The sequence below is a fragment of the Rhizobium phaseoli genome (assembly GCF_003985125.1).
Taxonomy (GTDB): domain Bacteria; phylum Pseudomonadota; class Alphaproteobacteria; order Rhizobiales; family Rhizobiaceae; genus Rhizobium; species Rhizobium phaseoli.
In genome coordinates this window covers 17,791-34,042 of the sequence record NZ_ML133600.1, presented here as the reverse complement: position 1 = coordinate 34,042, position 16,252 = coordinate 17,791, and the positions used below count along the sequence as shown (strand labels likewise).

Below are 16,252 nucleotides of genomic sequence, written 5' to 3'. Positions count from 1 at the left end.
ACGGTCTCTACGGCGTATTCTTCGGCGCAACTCAGGTCGCAAAAATCGATCTCAAAAGCCCGGACTGAGTGTCAGGCATGTCTCCGAACATCTGTCAGGTATGTATCCGGGCTTTACATCAAGGCCTAGGATGACGGAGATTGAGGCGGGCAGCCGGCAAGAAGCGCCAATCCCGCCGATCCTTTCGCCCGTCCCTGTATTTGCAGAAGCCCACCCAGTCCTCCGTCGTGCTCGGGCTTGACCCGAGCATCCATGCACAATCACTCCCGAGCGACTGCTGGTAACCGAACGCTCCGGATGCTATATTTGTATAGCAGACAGGAGAGAGAACATGTTGGCCTTGCGGTTGCCGCCTGAAATCGAAGCACGGCTCGATGAGCTTGCTAGGCGCACGGGCCGCAGCAAGAGCTTCTATGCCCGTCAGGCCATTCTCGAACATCTCGATGATCTTGAGGATGTCTATCTCGCCGAAAAGCGTCTTGAAGAACTTCGGCGAGGTGAGAGTGATACCGTGTCGCTGGCCGAGCTGATGACGCGTTATGGCGTGGAGCATTGAGTTTCACCGGGCAGCCGAGCGCGAGCTTGAGAAGCTTGGACATGAGGCGGCGCGCCGAATACTGCGGTTTCTCAATGACCGCGTGGCGAGGCTGGACGATCCACGATCCATTGGAGAGGCGCTTAAAGGGTCTGAACTCGGGGATTTCTGGAAATATCGCGTTGGCGACTATCGAGTGATCGCAAGCATCGACGACGGGGCCGTTCGTATCCTCGTTGTGCGTATCGGCAACCGCCGTGACGTCTACCGATGAATCCGCGAGCCGACAGCTCGCAATTTTGTCCGGCGGTCCCATCACGGTCACAATTCTTTGAAGGAAGTTGGTGAACCGTGGCTTGTGAGCGGCCGTCAGCCGTTATATCGCACAATCACGCCGTCACTCTCATACCTATGGGGAACCCATGCAGATGTCCGAAATGCAACTGACGAAACGCCGCCTTCTGGGTGGCATCGCCATCGCCGCAGCTGCCGCAGCGCTTGCCGCCTGCAACGACAGCAAGGACGCGGCCGATGCGTCGTCCTCCGGCAAGACCATGGCCGACGGCACCAATGTCGACACCATGCAGACGGCCGCCACATCCTCCACCGACATGCCGCAGTCCGATGGCGATGTCGACATGGCCGAAGTGCTGAAGCCCGGCGCGCTGCCGGAGATGGCGCTCGGCAAGGCCGACGCCCCGGTCAAGATCGTCGAATATATGTCGATGACCTGCCCGCACTGCGCCCATTTCCACAACACCACCTTCGACGCCATCAAGCAGAAATATGTCGACAGCGGCAAGGTGCAGTTCATCATCCGCGAATTCCCCTTCGATCCGCGTGCTGCCGCCGCCTTTATGCTCGCCCGCTGCAGCGCGTCCAATCCGGAGCAGCTGAGCACGCCGGAACAGTATTTCCCGATGGTTTCCATGCTGTTCAAGCAGCAGCAGGTCTGGGCCGCCGCCGATGACGGCCGCGCCGCACTGCTGCAGATGTCGAAGCTCGCCGGATTTACTGAGGATAGCTTCACGAAATGCTTGACGAACCAGAAGCTTCTGGATGAAGTGAACGCCACGCGGGAAAGGGGATCCAAGGATTTCGGCGTCAATGCCACGCCAACGTTCCTCATCAATGGCAAGCGCTATTCTGGAGACATGCCGGTTGACACCATGTCGAAGCTCATCGACAGCCTCATCTGAACCGGACCGTTTGACGAAGACGGGCGACGGCGAAAGCCGTGCGCCCTTTTTTCGTTTTCAGCGCAGTTTGCGGATGAGGGGGCTTCCTGCCGTGGATCTTTCCGCATGAAGTTCAACAAGCTGCGCCTGGTCGGCTTCAAATCCTTCGTCGAGCCGACGGAATTCATCATCGAGCGGGGGCTGACCGGCGTCGTCGGCCCGAACGGCTGCGGCAAGTCGAATCTCGTCGAGGCGCTGCGCTGGGTGATGGGCGAGAATTCCTACAAGAACATGCGCGCCTCCGGCATGGACGACGTGATCTTCTCCGGTTCCGGCAACCGTCCGGCCCGCAACACCGCTGAAGTGGCGCTCTATCTCGACAATGGCGAGCGCACCGCGCCCGCTGCCTTCAACGATGCCGACGAGATCCAGGTCACCCGCCGCATCGAGCGCGAACAGGGCTCGCTCTACCGCATCAACGGCAAGGAAAGCCGCGCCAAGGACGTGCAGCTGCTGTTTGCCGACGCCTCCACCGGCGCCCGTTCGCCCTCGATGGTCGGGCAGGGCCGCATCGGCGAGCTGATCCAGGCAAAGCCGCAGGCCCGCCGCCAGCTGCTCGAAGAGGCGGCCGGCATTTCCGGCCTGCATTCGCGCCGCCATGAGGCCGAGCTACGCCTGCGCGCCGCCGAAACCAATCTCGAACGCCTCGACGACGTCACCTCGCAGCTCGAAAGCCAGATCGAGAGCCTGAAGCGCCAGGCGCGTCAGGCCAACCGCTTCAAGACGCTGTCGGCCGATATCCGCGGCCGCGAGGCGATGCTCTTGCATATCCGCTGGGTGCAGGCCAAGGAGGCCGAGGCCGAGGCCGACAGCGCACTCAACCAGGCAACCGTCATCGTCGCCGAAAAGGCGCAGATCCAGATGGAGGCGGCCAAGCATCAGGGCATCGCCAGCCTGAAGCTGCCGGAGCTGCGCGAGGGCGAGGCCCGCGCCGCCGCCGCGCTGCAGCGCCTGCAGATCGCCCGCAGCCAGCTGGAGGAGGACGCCGGCCGCATCCTGCGTCGCCGCGACGAGCTGACCCGCCGCCTTGCCCAGCTGGCGGAAGACATCCGCCGCGAGGAGCGGCTGGTCGCCGACAATGCGGTGATCCTCGCCAGACTCGACGCCGAAGAGGCCGAGATAGCGGAAATCCTCGCCGATTCCGGCCGGTATGCCGAGGAAACCCGCGAAGCCTTCGAGGGTGCTGCGGCCAAGCTTGCCGACAGCGAGCGCGTCTTCACCCAGCTGACCGCCGAGCGCGCCGAGGCCGCTGCCGGCCGCAACCAGCTGGAGCGCGCCATCCGCGATCTCGCCGACCGGCGCATGCGCCTCGAACGGCAGATGGACGAGGCCAATCACGAACTCTCCGCCATCGGCGAGAAGATATCAGGCCTGCCCGATCCCGAGGAGAAGCGCGCCATCGTCGAGGCCGGCGAGATCGCGCTCGCCGATGCCGACGCCGCCGTGCAGGCGGTCGAACAGGCGCTGGCATCAGCCCGCCAGACCGAGGCGCTGGCGCGCGCCCCGGTCGATCAGGCCCGCGCCGGGCTGAATGCTGTCGAAACCGAGGCCCGCACCATTTCCCGCATGCTCGCCGCCGGCGCGGCGTCCGGGAAGTTTGCGCCGGTTGCCGAAGAACTGAAGGTCGATCGCGGCTTCGAAACGGCACTGGGGGCAGCCCTTGGCGACGATCTGGAATCGCCGCTCGATGCCGAAGCGCCGGCCCATTGGTCGGAGAATGGCGATGGCGCCGCCGATCCCGCGCTTCCCGCAGGCGCCACGCCGCTGCTTGCCCATATCAGCGCGCCGCCGGCGCTGACCCGCCGTTTGCGCCAGATCGGCCTGGTCGCGGAAGCCGATGCCAAGCCGCTGATGGCGGCGCTGAAACCCGGTCAGCGGCTGGTGACCAAGGACGGCGCCGTCTATCGCTGGGACGGCCATGTCACCGGCGCCGACGCCCCGAGTGCCGCGGCGCTGCGCCTTGCCCAGAAAAACCGGCTGGCCGAACTCGAAGGCGAGGCGGACATCGCCCGCGACGTGCTTGCCGAGGCCGAAGAGCGGCAGGCTGCGGCCGCCGAGGCGATCCGCATCGAGGAGCGAAAGCTTGCCGAGGCCCGCGACATGAGCAGGCTGTCGGCGCGTCATCTCGCCGAAGCCCGCGATGCGCTGGCCGCGGCCGAGCGGGCCTCCGGCGATCTGATCCGCCGCCGCGATGTCGTCAGCGAGGCGGCCAGCCAGCTCGGCGCGCAGCTGGAGGAGATCGGCATCCAGGAGGAAAATGCCCGCATCGAGCTGGAGGATGCGCCCGATCTGACCGAGATCGACGAGCGGCTGCGCTTCCAGCAGGCGGAGGTGGCGACCGATCGCGTCGCGCTCGCCGAGGCCCGCGCCCGCCATGAAAGCCTGGCGAGGGAAAACGAGGGTCGCCAGCGCCGCATCATGGCGATCGGCCAGGAGCGCGAGACCTGGCGCCAGCGGGCGGCAAGCGGCGAGGATCATGTCGCCACGCTGCGCGAGCGTGAGGAAGAGGCACGCGAAGAGGCGGCCGATCTCGAAATGGCGCCGGATGAATTCGACGACAAGCGCCGCGCCTTGCTCAGCGAATTGCAGAAGGCCGAGGAGGCGCGCCGCAATGCCGGCGATCTGCTGGCCGAGGCCGAACGCATCCAGCGCGAGGCCGACCATAAGGCGGCAACGGCGCTTTCCGAGCTTGCCGAATGCCGTGAACGCCGCGGCCGCGCCGAGGAGCGCCTGGTCTCGGCCCGCGAGAAACGGCAGGAAAGCGAAAGCCGCATCCGCGAGGTCTTGAACGTGCCGCCGCACGAGGCGCTGCGGCTCACAGGCCTGCAGCCGATGCAGGCGCTGCCCGATCCGCGCGAGGTCGAGCGCGAGCTGGAGCGGCTGAAAATGGAGCGCGAGCGGCTCGGCGCCGTCAACCTGCGCGCCGACGAGGAACAGAAGGAGCTGAGCGAAAAGCTCGAAGCGCTGATCAAGGAGCGCGACGACGTCATCGACGCGATCCGCAAGCTGCGCGGCGCGATCCAGAGCCTGAACCGCGAAGGCCGCGAACGGCTGATCGCCGCCTTCGACGTCGTCAATGCCCAGTTCCAGCGGCTGTTCACCCATCTTTTCGGCGGCGGCACCGCCGAGCTGCAGCTGATCGAATCCGATGATCCGCTGGAAGCCGGCCTCGAAATCCTGGCGCGGCCGCCCGGCAAGAAGCCGCAGACGATGACGCTGCTCTCCGGCGGCGAACAGGCGCTGACGGCGATGGCGCTGATCTTTGCCGTCTTCCTCACCAATCCGGCGCCGATCTGCGTGCTCGACGAGGTCGACGCGCCGCTCGACGACCACAATGTCGAACGCTACTGCAACCTGATGGACGAAATGGCGGCCTCCACCGAAACTCGCTTCGTCATCATCACCCACAACCCGATCACCATGGCCCGCATGAACCGCCTCTTCGGCGTCACCATGGCCGAACAGGGCGTCTCCACCCTGGTCTCCGTCGACCTCCAGACGGCCGAACGCCTGCGCGAGATTGCCTGAATTTCTCTGGTTGCCGACGGTTGATGATCGAAGCCGAGCTTGGCTCTAAAGCTGATATCGACCGCGCTCTTCCAGAAGGGCTTCGATCCGGCGGCGCCGGGCAACGGCGATTGCGACCAGGGGTGTGACAAGAGCCGCGAGCCCCAAGCTTCCGATCGAAAGCGTCAGCAGCCACCTTCCCAATCGCCGTACCAGCGATGGAAAATCGACATTGAGCCAATCCATCGCATCCACGGTGTAGCCATTGGCCGAGACCCAATCCCGCATCAGCGCCAAACGCTCGCAATGAACATCGGCGTACAAAACCTTCACTTCCCTGATCTGGTTGAGGAAGGTCGATGCATCGACGACATTCCCCTCGAGATAGGCGATCTGTGCAAGCGTATAGGCCGCGAGGGAAGGGTCGATCTCCATGGGCGGAGCGGCGGAAGCGGACGTCTTGCCCACCGCGATCGAACCACGAAGATTGACGTCCAGGCCTCCGGATACGTCGGTGCTGGGCTGTGGCAGAGTTATGGGGCTGGGGTATGTCGCCCCGGCGGCGAGATCCAGCTCCGAACGCAGGCGCTGCGAGAATTGCTGGGGCAGGGCTTCACGACGCGAGTGCTGGGAAAATCGATAATCATCGAGTGCGAAGAACGCGACAAAAACCATCGCGGCCACCGCGCCGAGATATCGCGATCGGCGCGTGGCAAGAACGATCGCGGCAAGGCAAATCGGATATTTGAGCCAGTTCAGCAAGAAGGGCCCGACCGTCCATTCGTCAGCGCCGGCGATAACGGCAACACCGTTCTGCTGCGCATAATCGGCCGCACTTCCGGCAAGCGCCACGAAATGGAAGGCTGTGTTATCAGCTGCCTCAGGCAGCCAGATCCAATAGGCCGCGAATGCTGACAGCGCCGCAAAGGCCAGAAGACCAAGGACAAACAGAAGGTAGCCGCGTGCGCGGGAGGCGATTGCGTCGACCGCGCGCTCGCCATTGGCAATCGAAGATGGTTGGCGCAGTTTATTTGCGATGCGGCTGCCGAACACGCCTGCCGCGCGTTTGACGGCGTCCGGCAGGTTGGCGCGGCGCTCTTGCAGCTCGCGCTCGATCGACAAAACCCTTCGGCTTCGGCGCGCGACCCACCAGCCGAGCCCATTTGTCAGCGGCGCGGCGATTGCAAAGATCAATGCGGCCGATAACAGCAGATAGGCCTTTTGCGATTGAGCGGCATTGCCGACCAGGAATTTTTCGCGCGCCTGCGGGCCAAAACCGCCGGAGGCCAGCGCGAAGTTCCGGATCGCCTGAAAACGGCTTTGATCGAAATTATTCAGAAGGAAGCCGCTTGTTTCCAGCTTGTCGAGTGCGGCCGCGGCAGCAGCCACATTGCCGCGAAAAGCCTCGGCCTGCGCCAGGAAATACGGCATGATCTTCGCGTTTCCATCCGGTTGCGTCCGGTGATCTCCGTTCGCATCAGCGGCAGCCTGGTAGATGCTTTCCGGTAAATCCGAGGGGCGGATCACCCTGTATTTCTCATAGGTCGGCCGAGCGCTGAAATCCCGCGAAAAGTCGTACATCACTCCGCCGACAATAGGGTGCCCGGGATGCCGAGGACAACAATGGCAATGATCGCGCGGCGGGAAAGCGGAGCATGAAATGCCAGGCCAATGAAGGCGAAAAAGGCGAATGCGAAGGGGGCGAGCACTTCTGCCCGTCCGAACAATGCCCAGCATATCAGAAAGAATGCGACTGCCAGGCCCGTGAAAAACCAACGCCCCCGGATGATCATTCCAGCGGTCGCAAGGGCGATGATGAAGGAGACATAGTGCGCATAATAGGGCAGGTTCGCGAGCCCGGTCTCAACTGGAGAGACCGTGGGTTTGACGCCCGACAGGCCAAGGGCATTGGTGAAGCCGTCGAGCACATAGATCGAGCCGCCCAACATCCTGAGATCGGTCGGATCGGATGGCCAGGTATAGGCGGCTGCGAAGAGCAGCATGAAGCCGGCGAAAGCCGATCCCTGTGACAGCAGCGATAGCAGATTGGACCGGCGGCCCAGTCCGGCATGCTCTTCTTCACCGGTCTGATCGATCTTTTCCGGTATGGGAGTCGCCGCAGCCGAGGCCGGGCCGGCCATGCGCCTGCCGAAAGCCGAGGCGTCAGCCACCGTCAGCTCCGGCGGCCGTCACGCCGGACAGCATCTCGCCGCGAAGTCGTTCGAGCTCGCCGATCGCCTGACGGCGGTCCGTCGCTCCCTTCTCATGGGCATCGCGAACGTCGGTCAGCGTCAGCAGGATCTTGTCGTGAACATGCTGCAGCGTTTCTACGTCGACGACCAGGCGCTGGTTGGATTTCGCCGTCGCCACGGAGTTCTGGTGCAGGAGCTCCGCATTCCTGCGCATGATGTCGTTGGTGGCGCTATCTATGCTGTCGGCCAATGCGACGGCGCTTTTCTGCTCGTCGAGGGTCAGGGCCAGCATGAAGGCGCGTTTCCATGCCGGCAAGGTCAGCTGGCGGATTGTCTGGAACTTGTCGACGAGTGCGAGATTGTTTGCCTGGATGATGCGAACCATCGGCAAAGTCTGCATGGCCGCGTGCTGAAGCACGCGCATATCGTCCGCCCGCTTCGAAAGCTGCTGACGGTTTGCTTCGAGCACGGCCAGATATTCGCTCGAGGCCAGGTCGCCGACGGCGCCGTTCCGGCGGTCGATTTCCGCCTCCATGTCGCGAAGCCGCAGTTCGACTGCCTGGACGTGCTGGCCAAGCGCGGCATATTCGGCGCGCACACCCTCATACATCAGCTGGTAGTCATGATTTCGCCGCGACAGCGTCTGGGCTGTCGTCTCGATTTGCGCCACGAGCTTGTCGACCTGGCCTTTGACGGTATCGAACCGGGCGACGGCGCGTTCCTTCGTGCGCGCGATCCGTTTCAGGATGCCGCCGATGACGGGAATTCGTCCGACCGAACTGTCGAGTGACGACAGGTTGAACTGCTGCGCCGCGAGAACGATCTCGTTCAGTTGCGCGCCGGTGCCGTCGAGATCGGTCGCCCGCGCCGTTTGCAGGATCTCATCGGCATATTGGGACGATCGTTCGGCGACTTCCCGGCCGAACTGCTGGATCGAGAGCGCCGACTGCAGGTCGATCGTGGCCGCCAGACGCGCAACTTCCGGATCGATCTGATGGTCGCTGACGGCTGCACTCTGGATGTCGTGCGATGGCAAAGCAGCCTTGATCATTCTTGTCCAACCCTCTTCAGGAAGCCTATGAGATTGCTGTGGGTATCGAGAAACGCAGTTGCGGCCGAACTGCGCGGTCTTACGGCCTCGCCGTGAATGATCGCCAGCGCGTTCCGCTGCCAAAGAGGCAACAACAGCGTTTCGATGTCGGTGAACCTGTCGAGCAACGAAGCAAGCACACTGGCCGAGAGCTCGATCTGCTGGATCGTCAGCGCGTTGGCTGCCTCCATCGCCATGATGTTGGAAAGCCGTCGTTCGTACCTGGCGACGAGAGAAAGGTCCGAGCCGCTCGACTGCGAAAGCAGCCGTTTGCCATCCGATATCACGCCGGCAAGACGCTCCTGCTCGTCGATGAGCTGCAATCGCATTTCGTCAAGAATTTCCCGGATGCGTTTGCCGACCTGAGCCGCCCGGCTCAGCTGCCGGAAGAGGTCGGCGACCCTGTGGCTGGCAAGCTCGAACTTCAGACGGGCTTCGACGGCTGCGCCGGTGAACCGGCCGATCGGTCCCTGCTTGCGCAGCATCTTCTGGAGGTCGATCTCCTCAAGCATCACGACCAGCTCATTGGCAAAACTGCGGATGTCGCGGGCCGGGGCCGAACTCAGGATATCATTGTTCATCTTCGGCGAGCGGGCCGCCATATCAAGGGCTGCAATCGCCTTGTCGTCGATCGCCTGCGTCAGAGCGGGCTGCTCATTGTCCGCGGCCGGCAGATTGTCCGCAATGGGATGGAAATGCTTCGCGCCAGGGGCAATCACGATCGGGCTCACAGATAAAAGCTTTGGACCGCAATCTCCGCGCGAAAATTGAAAATAGAATGAATCTGCTCGCACGCCTTTTACGGGCATGGCACTATTTGGCGACTGTGCAGCCAAGCCTTGGGATCACCGAGGGGAGGTCTGGCCGCGCCGGGCGCGATGAAGCTACGGCAGCAGTTGCGGAGCAAGCTGCATCGGCGGTGCGTCTGGCAATAAAGCCAACCACACTCTCCGTCATCCCAGGCTTGACCCTGGGATCCACGAGCAAGAACTCGGCCTCCATTTCTCTGCAGTGCAACTCCTTCACCGACCCTGCCTGACCTTGATCACCCACCCGATGCGGCCTGGAAGACCGCCAGCTGCGCGGCGAAGGCGCGTTGGTAGGCTGGGCGCGCCTCGGCGCGGGCGACATAGGCGGCAAGGTTCAGATATTCATCGAGGATATTCGAGGATCGTAGCCGCAGCAGCACCGAGACCATCAGCAGGTCGCCGGCGCTGAAGGCGCCGTCGAGCCATTCGGCATCGCCGAGGCGGGCCGACAGGCTGTCGAGCCGCTTGCGGATGCTTTCCTCAAGCGCGCGCAGGCGCTGCTCGTACCAGGGCTGGTCGCGCTCGAGGATCCTGGTGAGGCTGTGATCGACGATCGGCGGCTCGACCGTGTTGAGCGCCGCAAACATCCATGCAATCGCCCGCGCCCGGGCATTGGCATCGTCGGGCAACAGGCCGGCGTGATGCTCGGCGATATGGAAGATGATCGCGCCCGACTCGAAAAGTGTGAGATCGCCTTCCTCGTAGGTCGGGATCTGGCCGAAGGGCTGAAGCGCCAGATGCGCCGGCTCCTTCATCGCCTTGAAGGAGAGCAGGCGGACTTCGTAAGGCTCGCCCACTTCCTCGAGCGCCCAGCGCACCCGCATGTCGCGCGCCAGGCCGCGGCCACGATCGGGCGAGCGTTCAAAGGCGGTAATGGTAATCGTCATCTTTTCCTCCATCGCTGTCTGTCTTGAAGACGTCCGGCCAGCCACGATTCCGACATCGCTATTCGCGATACCCTCGCCGGCGCTTCGCAGAGGGCGAAGCCCTGCCGCCGCCGCGCGTCAGCCTTCCGCCTCACCGCATTTCGCGAGGATCTCGTCGACGATGACGGCGAGCGGCGCCGTGGCGTCGATGCGCAGCGCCTGCTTCGGAACGTCTTCTTTCGTCGCATGCAATCGCATGATCAACGCCCGTTCGGCCGGTCGTCCGCCGAATTCGTCTTCGGGCCTTGCGGCAAGCCGCCGCTTCAGCGTGTCGAGATCGACATCGAGCTCGAAGACTGCGTCGAACCAATCGACGAAGCGGGGAAGATTGCGAGAGCCGCCGCAGAAGAAGGAGATGAGGCTGCGCCGATCGACGATCATGGTTCTGACCTTCTCGACATCCCAGAGGTGATGCGCGTGCACCCATGCGCTGCGGTCCGTTCCGCTCTCCTCGGCAGGCTCGTCCACCGGTTCCCCGGTCGTCGGATCGCCGCGATAGGCAAGCTCCCGGTCACCATGGACGACATGGTAACCGCGCCGCTGCAGCTCTTCGGCCACCGCCGTCTTGCCGGCGCCGGAAACGCCTTCAATCAGATAGTTTCTGACGCCCATTTCCGCTCCGTTTTCAAGCATACCGGCACGATTGTCTAACACGGCTGCCGCCGCTACGAAACGCCCGGCGTCGCCAAGATCCGATAGCGCCTTGTCAGGTGGCGTGGATCCCAAGCTCGAAGGCCTGGGATGACGGAGGGTGGTGGGAGCGCCGGCGGCAGGCGAACGCTTTTAGCGGTCACTTTGTCGTCCGGGGCGCCGGCGTGTCCTGCACATCGTCGAGCAGCGTCTGTCGGCGGCTTCGGCTTCTCATCGAGCGCTGTCGATGATCTGGCCGCCATCGGGCGTGAGGCTCGAGCCGGTGATGAATTGCCCATCCCGGCTTGCAAGGAAGAGCACGACCGGCGCCACGTCGTCCTCAGGGGAGCCGTGGCGTCCGAGCGCATTGGTCGCCGGCGGCGTGTCCGGGCCTGCGCCCCAGGTGTCTGCCACCGGCAGGACATTGTTCACGGTGATTTTGTCGACGCCCCATTCGCGCGCGGCCGACCGGGTCAGCGCCCGCACCGCCTCCTTCGCCAGATTATAGGGGCCGTAGGCCGGCATTCCGAGGACACCCGCGAGCGAGGCGAAATTGATGACGCGGCCAGCGCCGCTCGCCTTGAGATGCGGATAGCAGGCCTGCATCATCCTGAGATAGGCGATCGGTCCCATGTCGAGGTTGCGCTGCAACTGCTCCACCGAGAGATCGACGATGGAGGATTGCACCGCAGCGGGATCGAAGGCGCCGTTGACAAGGATGTCGACGTTGCCGAAGGTCGAAACGGTCTTGTCCACCGCTGCCTTGATCTGCTCCGCGTCGCTGACGTCGCAGACGACACCGAGCGCGGTGCCGCCGGCTGCCTGAATGTCCGCCACGACGTTATTCACATTGCCGGGCGTCAGCGACAGGACCGCGACTTTGGCGCCCTCCTTTGCCAACAGCTTTGCCGTGGCCCGGCCGATGCCACGCCCGGCGCCGGCGACGATTGCTACCTTTCCATCAAGTCGGTTCATGTTCATCTCCAATCGGCAAGGGTTATCTGGTGTGTCGCCCAGGCATGGACGTAGGGCGACAGGGTTTGGCGCGCGGCGTTCTGCGTCAGGAAGGAAGCGCCGAGCAGGGTAAGCCCGAGCAACGCGGGCAGGGCGGCTGCGGGTTTGCGCACGCCGACATGCGCAAGAGCCGACAGCAGCAGATGGTAGAGCATGCCGGCATAGGCGAGGTCGCTCAGCCCGACGCTGACGCGCGACAGCAGAACGGCGACGGCGAGGAGCTTGACGACGATGAGGATCGGGACGAGGTAATCGGGGTATCCGAACCCGAGGATTGTCTGCCGAACCCAACTTCTTTTGACGACGTAGGTGGCGGCGGATATCAGATAGAGCAGGCTTAGAAGCGCCGTGCTGATCCAGTAAATGTAAATTTCGGCCATGAGTTTTCATGGTCGCCGGTGACGCGGCAACCTCTCTCCATTCGACGATTTTTGTTGCTTCTCAGGGCGCATTTGTCTTGCGCCCTGCTGTACGCATCGAAAATGAAGCCTTATATCGTTATGCACAAGTAGGATGAATTAGTTGATATTAGTATGGAAAAACTGACTATGGCTGAGGTTGAGACCAACATGCACGAGGATCTGCGCCGCGCGTTTGCGCTGCTCTCGGGCAAGTGGAAGTTGGAAATCATGTGGCTGCTCTATGAGCGCGTCTACCGCTTCGGGGAGTTGCGGAAGGCTATTCCCGGTATCACGCAACATATGCTGACCGCGCAACTGCGCGAGCTGGAGGCGGATGGGCTGGTCGTGCGCACCGTATTTGCAGAGGTGCCGCCACGCGTCGAATATGAAATCACGCCGAAGGCGCGTGCGCTCGGCCCGACGATGGAAGCGCTCATCGCATGGTGGAACGAGTACGGAAAAAGCGTTCCGGCCAAGCCGGGCGGCCGTGGCCGTAAGGCGACGTCGCGGTGAACCTGGGGCCTCCCAAACCCTCACTTTCAACAAAAAGGCGCGCATTTTTCGCGCATCCGGCGATAAACACCAAAAAAGGTCGGCTGTCTTGCCGCCCGTACCCCATTTGGGTGATGCTCTTTTCGCTGACTTGCATTAGAAGTTGTTTCAACGCAACCTGATTGCTTTGCTGGTAAAAAGCGGTTTCTCAGGGTTGCGGATATCGAATTTACGATGCGCTTTCCGGGTAGAGGGCAAGCACCCGGAGGGAGTTTGAGCAAGGAGGGGGAGGCGCAAGCGTCTTCCAGCCATTGCGGAAAACAAAGATCGGAGCGGTTCCATGAACCGTTCCGGGTTGAGGGACCCCCCGTCCGGTTTTCCTGGCCGGACGGAAACAAGGCTTTGCGGGGCAATGTTGCAGCCCCGCAAAGCTTTTTTTATGCCGTCTTACCTCAGGCGAGGTTCATAGGCTTGGCCGCCCGTTCCCTCGAAAATTATTGTGCGGCGCAGCATTTTTGCCGCATTTGTCGATTTTCATTTCAACTCCAAGGCATTAAGCTAATCATCGAGGCTGCTGGCAATGCCGGCCAACTTCTCTTCATCATGCCCGGGACAAGGGCTGGAATGACGCCGAAGGAGAGGCAGGCAGTCGGCAGTCCGAGGGATCACGCTGATCCTTCCGTGGTGTTGGGGGGAAGATGACCAAGTGGGTCTACAGGTTCGGCGACGGTCAGGCTGAGGGCGGCGCGCGCGATCACGAAATTCTCGGCGGCAAGGGCGCCAATCTCGCGGAAATGTGCAGCCTGGGCCTTCCGGTTCCGCCGGGGCTGACGATCGTCAGCGGCGCCTGCGACACCTATTACAAAAATGGCGGCCATATCGAGGACGGGCTGAAGGCCGAGATTCGCGCCGGCATAGCGGCGATCGAGGCAATCACTGGCCGCCATTTCGGCTCCGGCAGCCAGCCGCTGCTGCTCTCGGTGCGCTCCGGCGCCCGCGTCTCCATGCCGGGCATGATGGACACCGTGCTCAATCTCGGCCTCAACGACGAGACGGTGCAGGCGCTCGGCCATGATGCCGGCGACGCGCGTTTTGCTTGGGACAGCTACCGCCGATTCATCCAGATGTATGCCGATGTCGTCATGGGCCTCGGCAACGACGCCTTCGAGGAGATCCTCGAAGACGAGAAGGCCAAGCTCGGCCATGAATTCGATACCGAAATCAGCGCCACCGAATGGCAGCACATCGTCTTTCTCTACAAAAGGCTGATCGAGGAGGAATTGGAGCAGCACTTCCCGCAGGATCCTGAGGTCCAGCTCTGGGGCGCGGTCGGCGCCGTCTTTTCCAGCTGGAAGAGCGCGCGCGCCGTCACCTACCGCCAGCTCCACAATATTCCCGAAGGCTGGGGCACGGCCGTCAACATCCAGGCCATGGTCTTCGGCAATCTCGGCAATTCCTCGGCGACCGGCGTTGCCTTCACCCGCAACCCCTCGACTGGAGAGAAGGCGCTTTACGGCGAATTCCTCGTCAATGCGCAGGGCGAGGATGTCGTTGCCGGCATCCGCACGCCGCAGAGCATCACCGAGGAGGGGCGGATTTCCTCCGGCTCCGACAAGCCGTCGATGGAAAAGCTGATGCCGGAGGCCTTCCACGAGCTCAGCCGCATCTGTTCCGAACTCGAAGTCCATTACCGCGACATGCAGGATATCGAGTTCACCATCGAGCGCGGCAAGCTGTGGATGCTGCAGACCCGCGCCGGCAAACGCTCGACCCGAGCGGCGATGAAGATCGCCGTCGACATGGTCGATGAGGGCGTGATCAGCGAGGAGGAGGCGGTGCTGCGCATCGAGCCCTCCAGCCTCGACCAGCTCCTGCATCCGACGATCGATCCGCGCGTCACCCGCCAGGTGATCGGCACCGGCCTGCCGGCCTCGCCGGGGGCGGCGACCGGCGCCATCGTCTTTACCGCCGAAGAGGCGGTCGAGGCCGAGGCCGAAGGCCGCAAGGTGATCCTGCTGCGGGTCGAAACCAGCCCGGAAGATATTCACGGCATGCATGCCGCCGAGGGCATCCTGACGACGCGCGGCGGCATGACCAGCCATGCGGCGGTCGTCGCCCGCGGCATGGGCACGCCCTGCGTCGTCGGCGCCGGCACCATGCGCATCGATCAACGCAACGAGCGGCTGCTCGGCGTCGGCGTTACATTGAAGAAGGGCGATATCATCACCATCGACGGCTCGGCCGGCCAGGTGCTGAAGGGCGAGGTGCCGATGATCCAGCCGGAACTATCGGGCGATTTCGGCCGCATCATGGGCTGGGCCGACCGCGTGCGCCGCATGACGGTGCGCACCAATGCCGATACGCCGGCCGATGCGATGGCCGCCCGCTCCTTCGGCGCCGAGGGCATCGGCCTGTGCCGCACCGAGCACATGTTCTTCGAGGGCGAGCGCATCCATGTCATGCGCGAGATGATTCTGGCCGAGGACGAGAAGGGCAGGCGGCTGGCGCTCGACAAGCTCTTGCCGATGCAGCGCTCGGATTTCACCGGCCTGTTCACCGTCATGCACGGCCTGCCGGTGACGATCCGCCTGCTCGACCCGCCGCTGCACGAATTCCTGCCGAAGACCGATGACGAGGTGGCCGAGGTCGCCTTTGCCATGGGCATGGAGGCGATCGCGCTTCGCCAGCGTGTCGACGCGCTGCACGAGTTCAACCCGATGCTCGGCCATCGCGGCTGCCGGCTGGCGATCTCCTATCCCGAGATTGTCGAAATGCAGGCCCGCGCCATCTTCGAGGCGGCGGTGGCCGCAGCCCATGAGACCGGGGCGGCCGTCGTGCCCGAGATCATGGTGCCGCTGGTCGGCCTGCGCTCCGAGCTCGATTACGTCAAGGCGCGCATCGACGCCATTGCCGGCGATGTCATGGCCGAGGCCGGCATGAAGATCGACTATCTCGTCGGCACGATGATCGAGCTGCCGCGCGCAGCGCTGCGCGCCCATGTGATCGCCGAAGCCGCCGAATTCTTCTCCTTCGGCACCAACGACCTGACGCAGACGACCTTCGGCATCTCGCGCGACGACGCTTCGGCCTTCATCCCCACCTATCAGCGCAAGGGCATCATCGAGCACGACCCGTTCATCTCGCTCGATTTCGACGGTGTCGGCGAATTGATCAGCATCGCCGCCGAACGCGGCCGCCGCACCCGCAACGACATGAAGCTCGGCATCTGCGGCGAACATGGCGGCGACCCGGCCTCGATCCGCTTCTGCGAGACGATCGGCCTCGACTATGTCTCCTGCTCGCCGTTTCGCGTGCCGATCGCCAGACTGGCGGCCGCACAGGCGGTCATAGCGGAAAATCTGAAGGGCGCGCCGGGGAAATAGCCAAAGCGAGGCTTGCGCCTGGGGGGGCTCTTCCG

At 63.4% G+C, this 16,252-nt stretch carries 15 protein-coding genes; 7 read left to right on the top strand and 8 right to left on the bottom strand.

Features of this window, described 5'->3' with window-relative positions:
- Window positions 1–331 precede the first annotated feature (331 nt).
- The 4 genes from relB to EFD56_RS30345 all read left to right on the top strand — a co-directional run bounded on the left by relB (window position 332) and on the right by EFD56_RS30345 (window position 5,301).
- Entirely contained in the window at window positions 332–556 is a 225-nt protein-coding gene (gene relB, locus EFD56_RS30360; protein WP_126907038.1) for a type II toxin-antitoxin system RelB family antitoxin, read from the top strand.
- Window positions 540–809, top strand: coding sequence for a type II toxin-antitoxin system RelE family toxin (locus EFD56_RS30355; protein WP_037115339.1), 270 nt, complete (start codon window positions 540–542; stop codon window positions 807–809). Before relB ends, EFD56_RS30355 begins: the two co-directional genes overlap by 17 nt.
- 154 nt (window positions 810–963) lie before the next feature.
- Entirely contained in the window at window positions 964–1,734 is a 771-nt protein-coding gene (locus tag EFD56_RS30350) for a DsbA family protein (protein WP_004673982.1), read from the top strand.
- Window positions 1,735–1,839: 105 nt separating this feature from the next.
- Window positions 1,840–5,301, top strand: coding sequence for a chromosome segregation SMC family protein (locus tag EFD56_RS30345; RefSeq protein WP_126907037.1), 3,462 nt, complete (start codon window positions 1,840–1,842; stop codon window positions 5,299–5,301).
- A gap of 45 nt (window positions 5,302–5,346) precedes the next feature.
- On the opposite strand, the gene EFD56_RS33350 is transcribed toward EFD56_RS30345, so the two are convergent.
- A complete protein-coding gene (locus EFD56_RS33350; protein ID WP_245440655.1) occupies window positions 5,347–6,474 on the bottom strand; it encodes a hypothetical protein in 1,128 nt (375 codons plus the stop codon).
- Window positions 6,475–6,507: 33 nt separating this feature from the next.
- Between EFD56_RS33350 and EFD56_RS33345 the strand changes: the two genes are divergently transcribed.
- Complete coding sequence (locus tag EFD56_RS33345) at window positions 6,508–6,789, top strand: hypothetical protein (protein ID WP_245440654.1); 282 nt, start codon at window positions 6,508–6,510, stop codon at window positions 6,787–6,789.
- Window positions 6,790–6,860: 71 nt separating this feature from the next.
- Here EFD56_RS33345 and EFD56_RS33340 read toward each other — a convergent pair whose 3' ends face one another.
- From EFD56_RS33340 to EFD56_RS30310, 7 genes are all read right to left on the bottom strand, one after another.
- A complete protein-coding gene (locus tag EFD56_RS33340; RefSeq protein ID WP_225882771.1) occupies window positions 6,861–7,451 on the bottom strand; it encodes a hypothetical protein in 591 nt (196 codons plus the stop codon).
- Complete coding sequence (locus EFD56_RS30335; protein ID WP_126907036.1) at window positions 7,444–8,523, bottom strand: toxic anion resistance protein; 1,080 nt, start codon at window positions 8,521–8,523, stop codon at window positions 7,444–7,446. The genes EFD56_RS33340 and EFD56_RS30335 overlap by 8 nt, the downstream gene beginning before the upstream one ends.
- Window positions 8,520–9,281, bottom strand: coding sequence for a hypothetical protein (locus EFD56_RS30330; RefSeq protein WP_245440653.1), 762 nt, complete (start codon window positions 9,279–9,281; stop codon window positions 8,520–8,522). Before EFD56_RS30330 ends, EFD56_RS30335 begins: the two co-directional genes overlap by 4 nt.
- 326 nt (window positions 9,282–9,607) lie before the next feature.
- The gene (locus tag EFD56_RS30325) at window positions 9,608–10,258 is read right to left on the bottom strand and encodes a glutathione S-transferase family protein (protein ID WP_126907034.1); all 651 of its coding nucleotides are present in this window, start codon (window positions 10,256–10,258) and stop codon (window positions 9,608–9,610) included.
- A gap of 117 nt (window positions 10,259–10,375) precedes the next feature.
- Window positions 10,376–10,909: an AAA family ATPase gene (locus tag EFD56_RS30320; RefSeq protein WP_164736884.1), complete on the bottom strand. Its 534-nt coding sequence runs from the start codon at window positions 10,907–10,909 to the stop codon at window positions 10,376–10,378.
- A gap of 249 nt (window positions 10,910–11,158) precedes the next feature.
- The gene (locus EFD56_RS30315) at window positions 11,159–11,902 is read right to left on the bottom strand and encodes an SDR family NAD(P)-dependent oxidoreductase (RefSeq protein WP_126907033.1); all 744 of its coding nucleotides are present in this window, start codon (window positions 11,900–11,902) and stop codon (window positions 11,159–11,161) included.
- Between the two features lie 2 nt (window positions 11,903–11,904).
- Window positions 11,905–12,321, bottom strand: a complete 417-nt coding sequence (locus tag EFD56_RS30310; protein WP_126907032.1) for a DoxX family protein — start codon at window positions 12,319–12,321, stop codon at window positions 11,905–11,907.
- Window positions 12,322–12,474: 153 nt separating this feature from the next.
- On the opposite strand from EFD56_RS30310, the gene EFD56_RS30305 reads away from it, so the two are divergent.
- On the top strand, window positions 12,475–12,855 hold the full coding sequence (locus EFD56_RS30305; protein ID WP_126907031.1) for a winged helix-turn-helix transcriptional regulator: 381 nt from the start codon (window positions 12,475–12,477) through the stop codon (window positions 12,853–12,855).
- A gap of 677 nt (window positions 12,856–13,532) precedes the next feature.
- Window positions 13,533–16,217 carry a pyruvate, phosphate dikinase gene (gene ppdK / locus EFD56_RS30300; protein WP_126907030.1) on the top strand — a complete coding sequence of 895 codons (2,685 nt, stop codon included), beginning with the start codon at window positions 13,533–13,535 and terminating at the stop codon, window positions 16,215–16,217.
- Window positions 16,218–16,252 lie beyond the last annotated feature (35 nt).

Coding starts and splice junctions, on each gene's coding strand:
- relB (WP_126907038.1), top strand. CDS start 332: ATGTTGGCCTTGCGGTTGCCGCCTGAAATCGAAGCACGGCTCGATGAG.
- EFD56_RS30355 (WP_037115339.1), top strand. CDS start 540: ATGGCGTGGAGCATTGAGTTTCACCGGGCAGCCGAGCGCGAGCTTGAG.
- EFD56_RS30350 (WP_004673982.1), top strand. CDS start 964: ATGTCCGAAATGCAACTGACGAAACGCCGCCTTCTGGGTGGCATCGCC.
- EFD56_RS30345 (WP_126907037.1), top strand. CDS start 1,840: ATGAAGTTCAACAAGCTGCGCCTGGTCGGCTTCAAATCCTTCGTCGAG.
- EFD56_RS30335 (WP_126907036.1), bottom strand. CDS start 8,523: ATGATCAAGGCTGCTTTGCCATCGCACGACATCCAGAGTGCAGCCGTC.
- EFD56_RS30325 (WP_126907034.1), bottom strand. CDS start 10,258: ATGACGATTACCATTACCGCCTTTGAACGCTCGCCCGATCGTGGCCGC.
- EFD56_RS30320 (WP_164736884.1), bottom strand. CDS start 10,909: ATGGGCGTCAGAAACTATCTGATTGAAGGCGTTTCCGGCGCCGGCAAG.
- EFD56_RS30315 (WP_126907033.1), bottom strand. CDS start 11,902: ATGAACCGACTTGATGGAAAGGTAGCAATCGTCGCCGGCGCCGGGCGT.
- EFD56_RS30310 (WP_126907032.1), bottom strand. CDS start 12,321: ATGGCCGAAATTTACATTTACTGGATCAGCACGGCGCTTCTAAGCCTG.
- EFD56_RS30305 (WP_126907031.1), top strand. CDS start 12,475: ATGGAAAAACTGACTATGGCTGAGGTTGAGACCAACATGCACGAGGAT.
- ppdK (WP_126907030.1), top strand. CDS start 13,533: ATGACCAAGTGGGTCTACAGGTTCGGCGACGGTCAGGCTGAGGGCGGC.